13 protein-coding genes are annotated in these 13,928 nt (G+C 71.8%); 2 read left to right on the plus strand and 11 right to left on the minus strand.

Annotation, left to right across the window (positions count from 1 at the left end; genetic code table 11):
* Positions 1-232: 232 nt before the first annotated feature.
* The 9 genes from ABZ453_RS30040 to rpe all read right to left on the minus strand — a co-directional run bounded on the left by ABZ453_RS30040 (position 233) and on the right by rpe (position 8,304).
* Positions 233-1,375, minus strand: a complete 1,143-nt coding sequence (locus ABZ453_RS30040; RefSeq protein WP_359019734.1) for an MFS transporter — start codon at positions 1,373-1,375, stop codon at positions 233-235.
* An 83-nt stretch (positions 1,376-1,458) separates the two neighbouring features.
* Entirely contained in the window at positions 1,459-1,911 is a 453-nt protein-coding gene (locus ABZ453_RS30045; RefSeq protein ID WP_133044837.1) for an Lrp/AsnC family transcriptional regulator, read from the minus strand.
* A gap of 10 nt (positions 1,912-1,921) precedes the next feature.
* A complete protein-coding gene (locus ABZ453_RS30050; protein WP_359019651.1) occupies positions 1,922-3,388 on the minus strand; it encodes an amino acid permease in 1,467 nt (488 codons plus the stop codon).
* A 235-nt stretch (positions 3,389-3,623) separates the two neighbouring features.
* Positions 3,624-4,121, minus strand: coding sequence for a GNAT family N-acetyltransferase (locus ABZ453_RS30055; RefSeq protein ID WP_359019653.1), 498 nt, complete (start codon positions 4,119-4,121; stop codon positions 3,624-3,626).
* A gap of 73 nt (positions 4,122-4,194) precedes the next feature.
* Positions 4,195-5,637: a GuaB1 family IMP dehydrogenase-related protein gene (locus tag ABZ453_RS30060; protein ID WP_359019655.1), complete on the minus strand. Its 1,443-nt coding sequence runs from the start codon at positions 5,635-5,637 to the stop codon at positions 4,195-4,197.
* Between the two features lie 107 nt (positions 5,638-5,744).
* On the minus strand, positions 5,745-6,071 hold the full coding sequence (locus tag ABZ453_RS30065) for a barstar family protein (RefSeq protein WP_359019657.1): 327 nt from the start codon (positions 6,069-6,071) through the stop codon (positions 5,745-5,747).
* Positions 6,068-6,445, minus strand: coding sequence for a ribonuclease (locus ABZ453_RS30070; RefSeq protein WP_359019659.1), 378 nt, complete (start codon positions 6,443-6,445; stop codon positions 6,068-6,070). The genes ABZ453_RS30065 and ABZ453_RS30070 overlap by 4 nt, the downstream gene beginning before the upstream one ends.
* A 40-nt stretch (positions 6,446-6,485) precedes the next feature.
* The gene (locus ABZ453_RS30075; RefSeq protein ID WP_356770772.1) at positions 6,486-7,529 is read right to left on the minus strand and encodes a sugar-binding domain-containing protein; all 1,044 of its coding nucleotides are present in this window, start codon (positions 7,527-7,529) and stop codon (positions 6,486-6,488) included.
* A gap of 88 nt (positions 7,530-7,617) precedes the next feature.
* A complete protein-coding gene (rpe, locus tag ABZ453_RS30080; RefSeq protein ID WP_359019662.1) occupies positions 7,618-8,304 on the minus strand; it encodes a ribulose-phosphate 3-epimerase in 687 nt (228 codons plus the stop codon).
* A 134-nt stretch (positions 8,305-8,438) separates the two neighbouring features.
* Between rpe and ABZ453_RS30085 the strand changes: the two genes are divergently transcribed.
* Complete coding sequence (locus ABZ453_RS30085; protein WP_359019664.1) at positions 8,439-10,598, plus strand: MMPL family transporter; 2,160 nt, start codon at positions 8,439-8,441, stop codon at positions 10,596-10,598.
* On the opposite strand, the gene ABZ453_RS30090 is transcribed toward ABZ453_RS30085, so the two are convergent.
* Together ABZ453_RS30090 and fmt are read right to left on the minus strand one after the other, a co-directional pair.
* A complete protein-coding gene (locus ABZ453_RS30090) occupies positions 10,579-11,988 on the minus strand; it encodes a transcription antitermination factor NusB (RefSeq protein ID WP_359019666.1) in 1,410 nt (469 codons plus the stop codon). The genes ABZ453_RS30085 and ABZ453_RS30090 overlap by 20 nt on opposite strands.
* 98 nt (positions 11,989-12,086) lie before the next feature.
* Entirely contained in the window at positions 12,087-13,019 is a 933-nt protein-coding gene (fmt, locus tag ABZ453_RS30095; RefSeq protein ID WP_359019668.1) for a methionyl-tRNA formyltransferase, read from the minus strand.
* Positions 13,020-13,329: 310 nt separating this feature from the next.
* Between fmt and ABZ453_RS30100 the strand changes: the two genes are divergently transcribed.
* Positions 13,330-13,872: a hypothetical protein gene (locus ABZ453_RS30100; RefSeq protein ID WP_359019670.1), complete on the plus strand. Its 543-nt coding sequence runs from the start codon at positions 13,330-13,332 to the stop codon at positions 13,870-13,872.
* Positions 13,873-13,928: the final 56 nt, after the last annotated feature.

Below are 13,928 nucleotides of genomic sequence, written 5' to 3' on the forward strand. Positions count from 1 at the left end.
CCGACATGCCACGCGAAAGCCCCCGCCCCAGGCGTACCGGGCTCCCGGACGGTCCGACGACGATCCGTTTGCACACCCGGTGCGAGGCCCTGACGCCACAGCAGGGTCGCCCGACCGACGGGCGACCGCGCGACGTCATGGGCGTCCCCTGGGCGCAGGTGTTCCAAAAGCCCTCGTCCCGGGCGTACCAGGCTCTCGGGCGGTCCGGCGGGCATTCGCTGCGCGCCCGGTGCTATCGCTCGCGGGCGCGGATCGTCAGGACGAGGGCCGTCAGCAGGTACGGCAGGGCGAACAGGGTGAAGGCCGTGGCGTGGTCGGTTCGGGTGGCTGTCGCCGCGTATCCGGCGTACACGGCGACGGTGAGCAGTTCCGTGCCGAGGCCGGCGACCGAGGTGAGGGTGGCCCGGCCGGTGTCGTCGATGCGCTGCTGGAGGCGGACGTCGGCGAGGACGGTCGCCAGCTGGAAGCCGCCGAAGGCGAGGGCCACCAGGCCGAGGGCGACCGGCGTCCCGGCCGCGGCACCCGCCCCGAGGGCGAAGGCCGCTCCCCCGAGCAGCAGGGCGAGCCCCCTCCTCCCCAACCGTTCGCAGCGCCCCGCGAGCAGGCTGCCGGCCGTGGCGCCCGCCCAGATCAGAAGCAGCAGATAGGGCACGCGCGCCTCGGACACACCGGTCTCGCGCACCAACAGAGGCGTGTACTCGTCCAGCGCTCCCCACACGGCGGTCACAACCGGGACGAGCAGGATGGCCCCGCGCAGCGAGCGCTCGCGACGGACCTCCGCCAGCCCGCTCCTGAGGGTCGCGAACCAGCTCTCCGCCTCGCCCTCCGCGGCCGCCCGGTGTTCCCGGAATCGGCTCCCCACGACGGCGCTCGCCAGGCACGCCAGCACGCTCGCCGCACCCACGGCCGCGAAGCCGCCCCAGGCGAGGACCGGCCCGGCCAGGCCCATCGCGGCCATCACCGCGACCAGCCCCGCCGCACGGGACCGGCCCATGACGCGCGCGTACCGCTCGCTCTCACCGAGCCGCTGCAGCTCCTCGTAGACGAGCGCCTCCAGCGCGCCGGAGACCAGGGCTCCCCGGGCGCCCCACAGCACGAAGCCGAGGGCGAACGCCCAGTAAGAGGGCACGAGCACCCACAGGGCGAAGCCGACGGCGGTGAGCAGCGGACCGAGGACGAGCAGCAGGCGCCGGGAGACCGCGTCGGCCCAGGCGCCGGAGGGCACCTCCAGGACGACTCCGGTCACCGACCAGATGACGAAGAGCGAGGAGATCTGCCAGACGGACAGACCGCTGTCGCTGAACAGCAGCGCGTACACCGGGTAGAGCAGGACGAAGTCGTCCAGGAACGCGTAGCCGTACAGCGTCGTGATGATCCGGCGGGCGCCGGCGGTGGAGGATCAATGTCGCCAGGTCATGTCACCGATGGTAGGCGGGCCGGGCGGATCCGTCCCCCGAATTACCCGGGTGAGCCCGACGAGAAGCGGCGCAACAGCGGCGACAGCACCAGGACGGACTTGGTGCGCTCCACGAACGGCTCCCCGGCGATCCGCTCCAGCACACGCTCGAAGTGCCGCATGTCGGAGGCGAAGACCTGCACGATGGCGTCCGCGTCGCCAGTGACGGTGGAGGCGGCGACGACCTCCTGGTACCGCTCCAGACCTCGCCGGATGGTCTCCGGCGAGGTGTTGTGCCGGCAGTAGATCTCGACGAACCCCTCGGTCTCCCAGCCCAGGGCCGAGGGGTCCACCCGGACGGTGAAACCGGTGATGGCGCCGGTGGCCCGCAGCCGGTCCACCCGCCGCTTCACGGCGGGGGCGGAGAGGCCCACGATCTGCCCGATGTCCGCGTAGGAGCGGCGGGCGTCCTCGGCGAGGGCGTGCACGATGCGTTCGTCGAGATCGTTCAGCACGGTGAGTGGATCAGCTTTCCGGTGTTGCCAGACGGGAGCGGCGATGGCCGTACCCGAAGTAGACCACGAGCCCGACGGCCATCCAGACACCGAAGACGACCCAGGTGACGCTGGACAGACTGCCCATCATCCAGACGCAGAACCCGAAGCCGAGTGCGGGCAGCACCGGCGAGAGCGGGACGCGGAAGGTGCGGTGCATCCCCGGGCGGGTCCGGCGCAGTACGACGACGGCTATGTTGACCAGCGCGAAGGCGAAGAGCGTGCCGATACTGGTGGCGTCGGCGAGCTGGCCGAGGGGGATCGCGGCCGCCAGGACGCCGCAGAACAGCGACACGATCACCGTGTTGGCGCGGGGGGCGCCGGTCTTCGGATGGACCCTGGCGAAGACCTTGGGCACGAGTCCGTCGCGGGACATCGCGAAGAGGATGCGGGTCTGGCCGTAGAGGACGGTCAGCACCACGCTGGCGATGGCGATGACCGCGCAGGCGGCGAGCAGGGTGCCCCAGAAGCTCTGACCGGTGACCTCGCGCATGATCTGGGCGAGCGCGGCCTCGGAGTCGTTGAATCGCCGCCAGGGCTTGGCACCGACGGCGACGGCCGCGACGAGCACGTACAACGCGGTGACGATGACCAGCGACAGCATGATGGCGCGGGGCAGGTCGCGCTGGGCGTCCTTGGCCTCCTCACCGGCGGTGGAGGCGGCGTCGAAGCCGATGTAGGAGAAGAACAGCGTGGCCCCGGCGGCGCTGACGCCCGCCATGCCCAGCGGCATGAAGTGCGTGTAGTTCCCGGACCGGAAGCCCTGGATGCCGATGGCGCAGAACAGCACCAGCGCGGCGATCTTCACGCACACCATGACGGTGTTGGCGCGGGCCGACTCACGGGCACCGCCCAGCAGGAACGCCATGGCCAGCAGGACGACGATCAGCGCGGGCAGGTTGAAGACACCGCCGTCTCCGGGCGGGGCCGACAGGGCGTCCGGGATCGTGACGCCGATCGTCCCGTCGAGCAGTTCGTTGAGGTACTCGCCCCAGCCAACGGCGACGGCGGCCACGGACACGCCGTACTCGAGGACCAGGCACCAGCCGCAGATCCAGGCGATCAGCTCGCCCATCGTTGCGTATGCGTACGAGTACGAGGAGCCGGAGACCGGGATGGTGCCGGCCAGCTCGGCGTACGAGAGGGCCGAGAAGAGGGCGGTGAGCCCGGCGATCACGAAGGACAGGGTGACGGCCGGACCGGCCTTGGGGACGGCTTCGCCCAGCACCACGAAGATGCCGGTGCCGAGAGTGGCACCGATGCTGATCATGGTCAGCTGCCACAGCCCGAGGGAGCGTCTCAGGCTCCCTCCCTCGCCCTGGCCGCCCTCCGCGACCAGGTGTTCCACCGGCTTGCGCCGCATGAGACGCGCACCGAGGCCCGGGGACGGTGAGGCCGACGGGGTGCGCTTTCGCGGGGGTGCGCCTTGGTCCAGCACGCGCTGACTCCTTCGTCACGGCGGTTCGGGCGGCGGGGACCGGCGGCGCCCCCGCGCCTGCGGGGACCCACCGAGCGGGGTCCCCGCCACGCCACGTACAGCGCATGACCCTACGGGCAGCCCCTTCGCAGACGAAATGCAGCAACCTTGCGTACCCGCGCAAGTTCCTTGCGTTCATCGCGGGCGAGTGCCCATTCGTTGCGCCCGGTCCGCATGTCCCGTCGCAACGGCCCCTTCAGCGCTGCTTCTTGACCAGGAACCGGCACCGCTCGGCGTACTCCTGCCGGATGCCCTCCGCGTCCACCTGCGCACGGGGGTCCAGGTAGACCATGGTGGGCAGATGGCCGAGCCTCGCGTACAGCGCCGCCGCGCGGGCGTTGCCCTCCCCCACGCCGAGGCCCATGAGCCCGGGACCGCGCCGCAGCGCCAGTTCCTCGGCGGCGTGGATGAGTGACGTGCCGACGCCCAGGGACCGGACCGACTCGGGCCACACGGACAGGCCGTTGATCTCCGGGCAGTCCGGATGCGCGGCCCGGACCTCGGGCGCCCGGCCGCCGGTCCAGCGAACTTCCGCGTGTCCCACCGGAGTTCCGTCGATCCACGGGAGGAGATAGCTGCTCTCGCCCGCCTCCTGTCGTGCGAAGCGGGCGGCATGACTGCCGTCGACGAGCGTCGACGGCATGAAGCGCTCCAGGACCTCGACGTCCTCCGGCCGGCACACGGCGATCTCCATGCCCCGACCGTAGAGCCTCGCGCACGCCCGTTGCCCCCGCTTTTCAACGGGGGCCCCGGACAACGGACTTGGCTCAGCTCCAGCTGGCGTGCAGCGGCTTGCCCTCGGCGTAGCCGGCGGCGCTCTGGATGCCGACGACCGCCTTCTCGGCGAACTCCTCCAGGGAGCCGGCGCCGGCGTAGGTGCAGGAGGAGCGGACGCCCGCGATGATCGAGTCGATCAGGTCCTCGACGCCGGGGCGGGCCGGGTCGAGGAACATCCGGGAGGTGGAGATGCCCTCCTCGAACAGCGCCTTGCGGGCCCGGTCGTAAGCCGACTCCTCGGAGGTGCGGTTGCGGACGGCGCGGGCCGATGCCATGCCGAACGACTCCTTGTAGAGACGCCCCTTCGCGTCCTGCTGGAGATCGCCCGGGGACTCGTAGGTACCCGCGAACCACGAACCGATCATGACGTTCGACGCCCCGGCGGCCAGCGCCATCGCCACGTCACGCGGGTGCCGGACACCGCCGTCGGCCCACACGTGCTTGCCGTACTTCCTCGCCTCGGCGGCGCACTCCAGGACAGCGGAGAACTGCGGCCGGCCGACGCCGGTCATCATGCGGGTGGTGCACATGGCGCCGGGCCCGACACCGACCTTGATGATGTCGGCGCCGGCCTCGACGAGATCCCTGACGCCCTCCGCGGCGACGATGTTGCCGGCCGCGATCGGGACCTGCGGGTCCAGGGCCCGTACCACCTTGATCGCGCCGATCATCGACTCCTGGTGGCCGTGCGCGGTGTCGATGACGAGCGTGTCGACGCCCGCGTCCAGCAACTGCTTGGCCTTGCCCGCAACATCGCCGTTGATGCCGACGGCGGCGGCGATGCGCAGCCTGCCGTTCGCGTCGACGGCCGGCGTGTACAGCGTGGCGCGCAGGGCGCCCTTGCGGGTGAGGATGCCGGCGAGGCGGCCCTCCTTGTCGACGGCGGGCGCGTAGCGGCGGTTGGCCCCGTCGAGGCGGTTGAAGGCCTCGCGCGGGTCGATGTCGGCGTCGAGCAGCACCAGGTCCTTGGACATCACGACCTCGAGCTGCGTGAAGCGGTCCACCCCGGTCAGGTCCCGGTCGGTGACCACACCGACCGGACGGTGCCCCTCGTCGACGACGACCCCGGCGTTGTGCGCCCGCTTGGGCAGCAGGGCGAGGGCGTCGGCGACGGTCTGGTGCGGGGTGAGGACGATCGGGGTGTCCAGGACGAGGTGCCGGCTCTTCACCCAGGAGACGACCTCGGTGACGACCTCGATCGGGATGTCCTGCGGGATGACCACCAGTCCGCCGCGCCGGGCCATCGTCTCGGCCATCCGACGGCCGGCGATGGCGGTCATGTTGGCGACGACCAGCGGGATCGTGGTGCCCGTGCCGTCCGGGGAGCTGAGGTCCACACCCTGCCGTGAGCCGACCGCGCTGCGGCTCGGGACCATGAAGACGTCGTCGTACGTCAGGTCGTAGGGGGGCTGGATGTCGTTGAGGAAACGCACGTGCTGCACATCCCAGTCGATCAGAGGTGGCCCCCGGACAGGTCAGCCAGGGGGAAGAGCACGTACTTCATTGTCCCATGCCGACCGGAATGCACTGCCCGGGAGAATCATCCAGGCAGGTCAGAGGCGTCTTGGGAGGAACCTCCAAGGGCGAGGGCCACCGTGGCGGCGGAGGCGTGCGCGAACACGTCGAGCGCGGTGTCCCACTCGTCCGGACGGGCCTCGGCGTACGGTCGCCAGTTGTGCACGACGACCAGCAGCCCCTTGTCGGCCGCCTCCTCGGGCCACACACCCGGGTCGGAGAGGACGTCGGCCAGCGCGTCCCAGTTGCGGCCGAAGTACTCCGGCAGCCGCAGGTCCCGGGCGCACCGGTCCATCAGGCCCGCCTTGTCCGTGACCCCGTCGAGGTCCAGCGTGACCGTCAGCTGTGTCATCTGCGTACCGCCCTGAACGACTTGTAGTGATCGTCGGTGTAGTAGATCTCGCCGCCCTGCCCGGTGACGATGCGCCGGGCCCCGCGGTCGCGCGAGCCGGGCGTCGGCACCGTGTACTCGTGGTAGTAGCCGCGCTCGTGCTGGGGCAGCAGTCCCTCGAAGTTGCCGAAGACGACACCGTCACGGGCGTAGGGGAAGGGGCCGCCCCGGTCGATGAGGGCGAGCGTCTGCCGTGCCTCGGCGGGGAGTTGGGCGACCCGGACGGTCGCTGTGCCGTCGGCCCGTGCGGACACGGACCCGGAACCGGTGGCGGAGCAGCCCGCCACGAAGACCAGCAGACACAGAAGCAAGCGGGGGACGGACCGGAGCAGCATGAGGTGATGCTGCCACGGCCCGTCCCCTCGCGACCGTCTGTCACGGGCCGTCCGGGTCCGCCCGGTTGAGCGCCGAGCGCGGTGTCGGGCCGGCCGTCATCAGGACGTCCGCCGCCGACGTGTCCGTCACCAGGCTGGTGACCAGCCCCGACCTCAGCACCGCGTCGATCGCGGCGGCCTTGCGCGCCCCGCCCGCGATCGCGACGACCTCGGGGATACGGCGCAGCTGGTCCGTCTTGACGGTGATGCACCGCTCCCCCAGGTCCCGTCCGACCCGGCGCCCCTCGGCGTCGAAGAGGTGCGCGGACATCTCCGCGGCGACACCGAGGGAGGCGTAGTGTGCGCGCTCCTCGTCGCTGAGCATGTCGTGCACCGTGGAGATCCCGGGCTCCCAGGAGCCGATGGAGACACAGGCGACGGTGACCTTGTCGAAGTACTCGAAGGCCCGCGCGATCCCGGTCTGGTTGCGCAGCGCGGCCGCGGTGGCCGCGTCCGGCAGCAGCATCGGCGCGTAGATCGGGTGGGCGTCGCCGCCGGAGACCTGGGCGGCCCGGCGTACGGCCTCCACCGAGCCGCGCTCGGCGGTCCCGGCGTCGTACACGCCCGTCAGCTGCACCACCGTGCACGGCGGCAGCTTGTCCAGGGCCGCGGCCATGTGGATGGTGGAGCGGCCCCAGGCAAGGCCGAGCACATCGCCCTCATTGACGAGTTCGCCGAGCAGGTCGGCGGCCACCTCACCGAGGTTCTCCGGGTCGGGTGAGTCCTCGGCCTCGGCCGGGGACTCGACGACGACGGCGTGCCTGAGGCCGTAGCGGGCGCGCAGCGCGTCCGAGCGCTCCGCGTCCAGCTCGGCCGGGACGCGGATCTCGATGCGCACGAGATCCCGTTCGAGGGCCGTCTCCAGGACCCGGGCCACCTTGAAGCGGCTGACGCCGAACTCCTCCGCGATCTGGATCTTGGACTTGCCCTCGAGGTAGAAGCGGCGGGCCATGGCCGCCGCCTGCACCAGCTCAGCGGGTCCCATCCGCACTGCTGACCGGCCCGCCGACATACCCGACACGGCGATCTCCTCACTTCTGTTCACACTCTGGACTCGCCGTTCATCCTTGCAGATTCGGCGTACTTGATCCGCCCTGATGGGCGCCGTTCACGTCTGTTCACCGACCTGTGGCTCAGTGGTTGCATGCCCAGGACGCCTTGGCCGTGGCTCCCTCCGCCTGCGCGCGCAGAGCACGGACCGCCGCGGAGGGGTCCTCGGCCCCGTACACCGCGGAACCGGCCACGAAGACGTCCGCGCCGGCGTCCGCGCAGCGCTCGATGGTGGACTCCGAGACCCCGCCGTCGACCTGGAGCCACAGGTCGAGGCCGTGCTTGCTGATCAACTCGCGGGTGCGCCGGATCTTCGGGAGCATGATGTCGAGGAACGCCTGCCCGCCGAAGCCCGGCTCGACCGTCATGATCAGCAGCATGTCGAGCTCCGGCAGCAGGTCCTCGTACGGCTCGATGGGCGTCGCGGGCCGCAGCGCCATGGAGGCACGGGCGCCCTTGGCCCGGATCTCCCGGGCCAGCCGGACCGGAGCGGTGGCCGCCTCGACGTGGAAGGTGACGGAACCGGCACCCGCTTCGACGTACTGGGGCGCCCACCGATCGGGGGCCTCGATCATCAGATGGCAGTCCAGCGGGGTGTCCGTCGCACGGGCCAGGGACTCTACGACCGGCACACCGAGCGTGAGGTTCGGGACGAAATGGTTGTCCATGACGTCTACGTGGAGCCAGTCGGCTCCGTCGACCGCCTTGGCCTCGTCCGCGAGGCGGGCGAAGTCGGCGGACAGGATGCTGGGGTTGATCTGCGCGGCCATGACCCAAGCCTGCCATGTCCGGGCACGTTTGTTCGCGCCGGTCCAGACCTAAGCCGTTCATCGGATGTTGTGCGCGGGCGCGGCGTGCCATGCTGGGCCGCTCACCGGCACCACGTACGTCCACGGGGGTCGCCATGAGGCAACTGGACGCATGGAAGCGGAACACCATCCGGTTCGTCTGCGGACGGCGCTCCAAGTGGCTGATCGTGATCCTGTGGCTGGTGGTCCTGGTGATCGCGGCGCCGTTCGGCTCCAAGCTCAACAGCGCCCAGGACAACGACGCCCAGTCCTGGCTGCCCGGCTCCGCCGAGTCCACCCAGGTCCTGAACGCTTCCGAGCACTTCAGGCCGGAGCAGATCCCCGCGGTCGTCGTCTACGCGCGCGCGAGCGGACTGACGGTCCAGGACCGGCGTCAGATCGCCGAGGACGCCCGGCAGCTCAGGACCCTGCACGACCACGGCATCCGCGGCGCCGAGACCCGCGGCCCGGTCTACGACCGTACGACGGCCCCGCGTGCCGCCCAGATCTACGTGCCGATCACGATGGACGCGCAGGGCTGGCAGCGCATCGCGCCCGCGGTCGACTCGATCCGCGACCAGGTCGGCAGGGGCGGCGGCGGGCTCGCGGTGCACATCACCGGACCCGGCGGCACGTCCGCCGACTTCTCCAAGGCCTTCGAGGGCATCGACTCGACGCTGCTGTTCTCCGCGATGGTGATCGTGATCGTGATCCTGCTGTTCACGTACCGCAGCCCGACCCTTTTGTTCGTGCCCCTGGTCGGGGTGGTGGTGGCCCTGTTCACGGCGCAGGCGCTGATCTACGTGCTGGCGAAACACGCCGGCCTGACCGTCAACGGCCAGAGCGCCGGCATCCTGACGGTCCTCGTCTTCGGCGCGGGCACCGACTACGCGCTGCTACTGGTCGCCCGCTACCGGGAGGAGCTGCGCCGGCACACGGACCGGCACGAGGCGATGGAGCTCGCCATGAACCGGGCGGGCCCGGCGGTGCTCGCCTCCGGGGCGACGGTGGTGCTCAGCATGCTGGTCCTTCTGGTCGCCGAGATGAACTCGACCCGGGGCCTGGGCCCGGTGGCGGCCATCGGCGTGATGGTCGCCCTGCTGGCCATGCTGACGCTCTTCCCCGCCCTGCTGCTGGTCTTCGGCCGCTGGATCTTCTGGCCCGCCATCCCGCACGAGGGCTCGGCCGATCCGGTCGAGCGCGGCGTCTGGGCCCGCATGGGCCGCCGTTTCGCCCACCGTCCCCGCATGGTCTGGGCCATCACCGCCGCGGTACTGGTCGTCCTGTCCATGGGCCTGTTGCAGCTGCGCGCGGCGGGCATCGCCAACGCGGACGCCTTCACCCACACGCCCGACTCGATCGTGGGGCAGAAGGTGTCGGCGCGGTACTTCCCGGCGGGCACCGGAGACCCGCTCGTGATCGTCTCCAACAAGGCCCAGGCCGTCTCGGTGGGCCGTGCCGTCGCCGCGGACCGCGGGGTCGTGCCGCAGAGCATCGGCGTACCGCCGGGCACCGCGCCCGAGCACGACGGGCAGGTGCTGTTCGAGGCGACCATGCGCGCGCCCTCCGACAGCGACGCGGCCAAGGCGACCGTGCAGCGGGTACGGGACGCGGTGCACGCCGTGCCCGGCGCCGACGCGAAGGTCGGCGGCGGTACGGCCGCCCTGCTGGACATGGAGAACGCCCAGACCCATGACAACTACCTGGTCATCCCGCTCGTCCTGGCCGTCGTGCTGCTGGTGCTCGGCGTGCTGCTGCGCGCCCTCGTCGCCCCGCTCCTGCTGATCGGGACGGTGTGCCTGTCGCTGGCGAGCGCACTGGGCCTGAGCGCCCTCGCCTTCCGTCATGTCTTCGACTACGCGGGCGAGGACGTGGCCTTCCCGCTGTTCGTCTTCGTCTTCCTGGTGGCCCTCGGCATCGACTACAACATCTTCCTGACCACCCGGATCCGTGAGGAGGCCATCCGCCAGGGCACCCGCCCCGGCGTGGTCACGGGCCTCGCCGCGACCGGCGCGGTGATCACGTCCGCGGGACTGGTCCTCGCCGGCACCTTCGCCGCGCTGGGCACCCTGCCGATGGTCGGCTTCGCGGAGATCGGCTTCGCGGTCGCCCTCGGCGTCCTGCTGGACACGTTCGTGGTGCGCTCCGTGCTGGTGACGTCGCTCTTCCTGGACGTGGGTAAGAAGGTGTGGTGGCCGCACCACCTGGCGCACGCGGACGGGGAGACTTCCGCCGCGGAGGCGGTCGGCGCGAAGGTCAGCCAGTCCTCCGAATGAGCGCCAGATACATGGCGTCGGTCCCGTGCAGATGCGGCCACAGCTGTACGTCCGGACCCTCGCCGAGGTCCGGCACGCCCGGCAACAGGGGCCGGGCGTCCAGGAGTTCGGTCTCCGGGTGCTGTTTGAGCAGGTCGTCGACGACGGCCCGGGTCTCGGCGAGGTGGGGAGAGCAGGTGGCGTAGCCGACGACTCCCCCGACCCGTACGGCCTCCAGCGCGCTCTTCAGCAGGCCGCGCTGGAGCGGGCCGAACCCGTCCAGGTCCTCGGGGCGGCGCCGCCACCGTGCCTCGGGCCGCCGGCGCAGGGCGCCGAGTCCGGTGCAGGGCACGTCGACCAGGACCCGGTCGAAGGAGCCGGGCCGCCACGGCGGTCGGGTGCCGTCGGCGGCGATGACCTGGTAGGGGCCGGGATTGCCGTGCAACGCCCTGGCCACCAGGCCCGCCCGGTGCGGCTGCTTCTCGGAGGCGAGCAGCACGGCCCCGCGCTCGGCGGCGAGCGCGGCGAGCAGCGCGGCCTTGCCGCCGGGTCCGGCACACCCGTCGAGCCACTTCTCGTCCCGCCCGTCGAGGGGCGCGCCCGCGAGCGCGAGCGCGACGAGCTGGCTGCCCTCGTCCTGCACGCCGGCCCGCCCGTCCCGTACGGCCTCGATGGCCCCGGGCTCCCCGCCCTCGGCCAGCCGCACGGCGTACGGCGACCAGCGCCCCGGCACGGCGGACTCCTCGGCGAGCAGCTCCTCGGTGGTGGCGCGCCCGGGACGGGCCACGAGGGTCACCTCGGGCCGTTCGTTGTCGGCGGCCAGCAACTCCTCGATGCCGGCGCGCCCGCCGCCGAGCGAGTCCCACAGCGCCGAGACGACCCAGCGGGGGTGCGAGTGCACCACGGCCAGATGGTCCTCGGGGTCCTCGTCGTAGGGCGGCGCGATCTTCGCCAGCCATCCGTCGAGATCGTCCTGCGCGACCTTGCGCAGAACGGCGTTGACGAACTTGGCCCGCCCGTCGCCGAGGACGACACGGGCGAGCTCGACCGAGGCGGACACCGCCGCGTGACTGGGGATGCGCGTCCCGAGCAACTGGTGCGCACCGAGGCTCAGCACGTCCAGCACCGGCGGGTCGACCTCACGCAGCGGCCGGTCGACACAGGCGGCGATGATCGCGTCGTACGTCCCCTGCCGGCGCAGCGTCCCATAAACCAGCTCGGTCGCAAGCGCCGCGTCACGCCCGTCGAAGTCGCCCTTCTCCCGCGCCTTCCGCAGCAGCGGCGGCAGTACGAGGTTGGCGTAGGCGTCCCGCTCGTCCACGGCCCTCAGCGCCTCGAAGGCGAGGATGCGGACGGGATCCTTCTTGGGCCTGCGGTAGGGCTTGCCGGGTCGACGGTGCTGGTCGCTCACGAAAAAGGTGCTCCGGATGCGGGATCGGGCGATACGCCTGTGGGGTCAGAGGATGCGCCTGGGGGAATCAAGGGATACGCCCCCAGCGTACGTCGGCCTCAGCGGCCGAGACTCTCCCCGTCGACGATCCGCGCACCACGCGCCCAGTCGGCCGCCCGCATCGGCTTCTTCCCCTGCGCCTGCACCCACAGCAGCTCCACGCCGTACGAACCGGTGCCCACGTGGACGCTGTTCTTGCCGACGGCGAGCTGCCCCGGCGCCAGGTCGGTCCGCTCGGGTACGGGCGTGACCTGGATCAGCTTCAGCCGCTCGCCGCGGAAGGTGGTCCAGGCGCCGGGGGCGGGGGTGCAGCCGCGCACGACCCGGTCGACCCGGAGCGCCGGTGCGGCCCAGTCGACGTGAGCGTCCTCGACGGTGATCTTCGGCGCGAGGGTGATGCCCTCGGAGGGCTGCGGCACGGCCTTGAGGGCGCCGTCCTCGATGCCGTCCATGGTCGCCGCGAGGAGCCCGGCGCCCGCGAAGGCGAGGCGGGTGAGCAGGTCACCGCTGGTGTCGGTGGGCCGGATCTCCTCGGTCACGGTGCCGTAGACGGGCCCGGAGTCGAGCCCTTCCTCGATGAGGAAGGTCGACGCCCCCGTGATCTCGTCGCCCGCCATGATGGAGTGCTGCACCGGCGCGGCCCCCCGCCAGGCGGGCAGCAGCGAGAAGTGCAGGTTGACCCAGCCGTTCGCCGGGACGTCCAGGGCGACGCGCGGCAGCAGCGCCCCGTACGCGACGACGGGACAGCAGTCCGGCGCGATCTCCCGCAGCCGCTCCAGGAACTCCGGATCCCTCGGCTTGAGCGGCTTCAGCACCTCGATGCCGGCCTCCTCCGCCCGCTGAGCCACGGGGGACGCGACCAGCCGACGCCCGCGCCCCGCCGGGGCGTCCGGCCGCGTGACGACGGCGGCCACCTCGTGCCGCCCGGAGGCGAGCAGAGCGTCCAGAGCGGGTACGGCGACCTCGGGGGTCCCGGCGAAGACGAGCTTCATGGGTGGCTACGGGCCTCTCGGACGGCGACGGTTGCGGGCGACGCACAAGTCTATGACCTCGACGGGAGCGACGGGAAAGCCGCCGGCGGCGTTGGCCGACGGACCGTCCGCCGTCATGAGAACGCGGCCGACGCACCCACCCGCACACCACCCTCACCGCGCGCCCTCCCTCCACAGGGCGCGCGCATATGCCCTCACGCCCCCTGTGCGTGACCAGCGGAGCGAATCCGCGTTGGTCAAGAAAGAGTTGACCACAAGGGCCGCATTGGCGCTGCCCGATCCTTTTCACGCCGGTTCGAGAGGCTTGTTCATGGCCGACCACGCAACCCACGACGCCCAGGCTCGGGCCAGCCTGCACTTGCTGGTGCGGGACATCGAGCGGGTCCGCCGGCAGGTGGACGCACTGCGCACGCTCACCGCCCAGTTGGGCAACGTCTACCGCCCGCGCCGCTCCGGCCCGTCCACGGGCTTCGTCGTCTACGGACGCGCGCCCGCGCCGACGGTCCGTCTCGCCCAGGAGCTGCGGGACAGTGTCGAGACCCTGGTCACGGCGGCGGTCGACTTCGACCGCTCCCTCGGCTTCTCGTGGGACGCGGTGGGTTCCGCGCTGGGCGTCACCAAGCAGGCGGTGCACCGCCGTTACGGCGCGCGCCGGGCCGCGGCCCAGGCGGCCGCCGAGGCCGAGCGCGCGACCGAGCCGTCGGGCACCCGGACGGTCAACGTCGGCACCGGCATCCCCCCGGTGCCGACGGTCCCCGCGGCCCGCTCGATGCCGACCCAGCCGACGGCGGGCAGCCCCGTCCTCCGCGAGGAGACCAGACCAACCGCTTTCCCCGGCCCCCGCAACGGCTGAGCCACCCACGCCCTCTCACCCTCCCGGCACACGTCCGGGAGGGCATACGCATGCCG

It is taken from the genome of Streptomyces sp. NPDC005799 (assembly GCF_040630525.1).
Classification (GTDB): Bacteria; Actinomycetota; Actinomycetes; order Streptomycetales; family Streptomycetaceae; genus Streptomyces; species Streptomyces griseorubiginosus_B.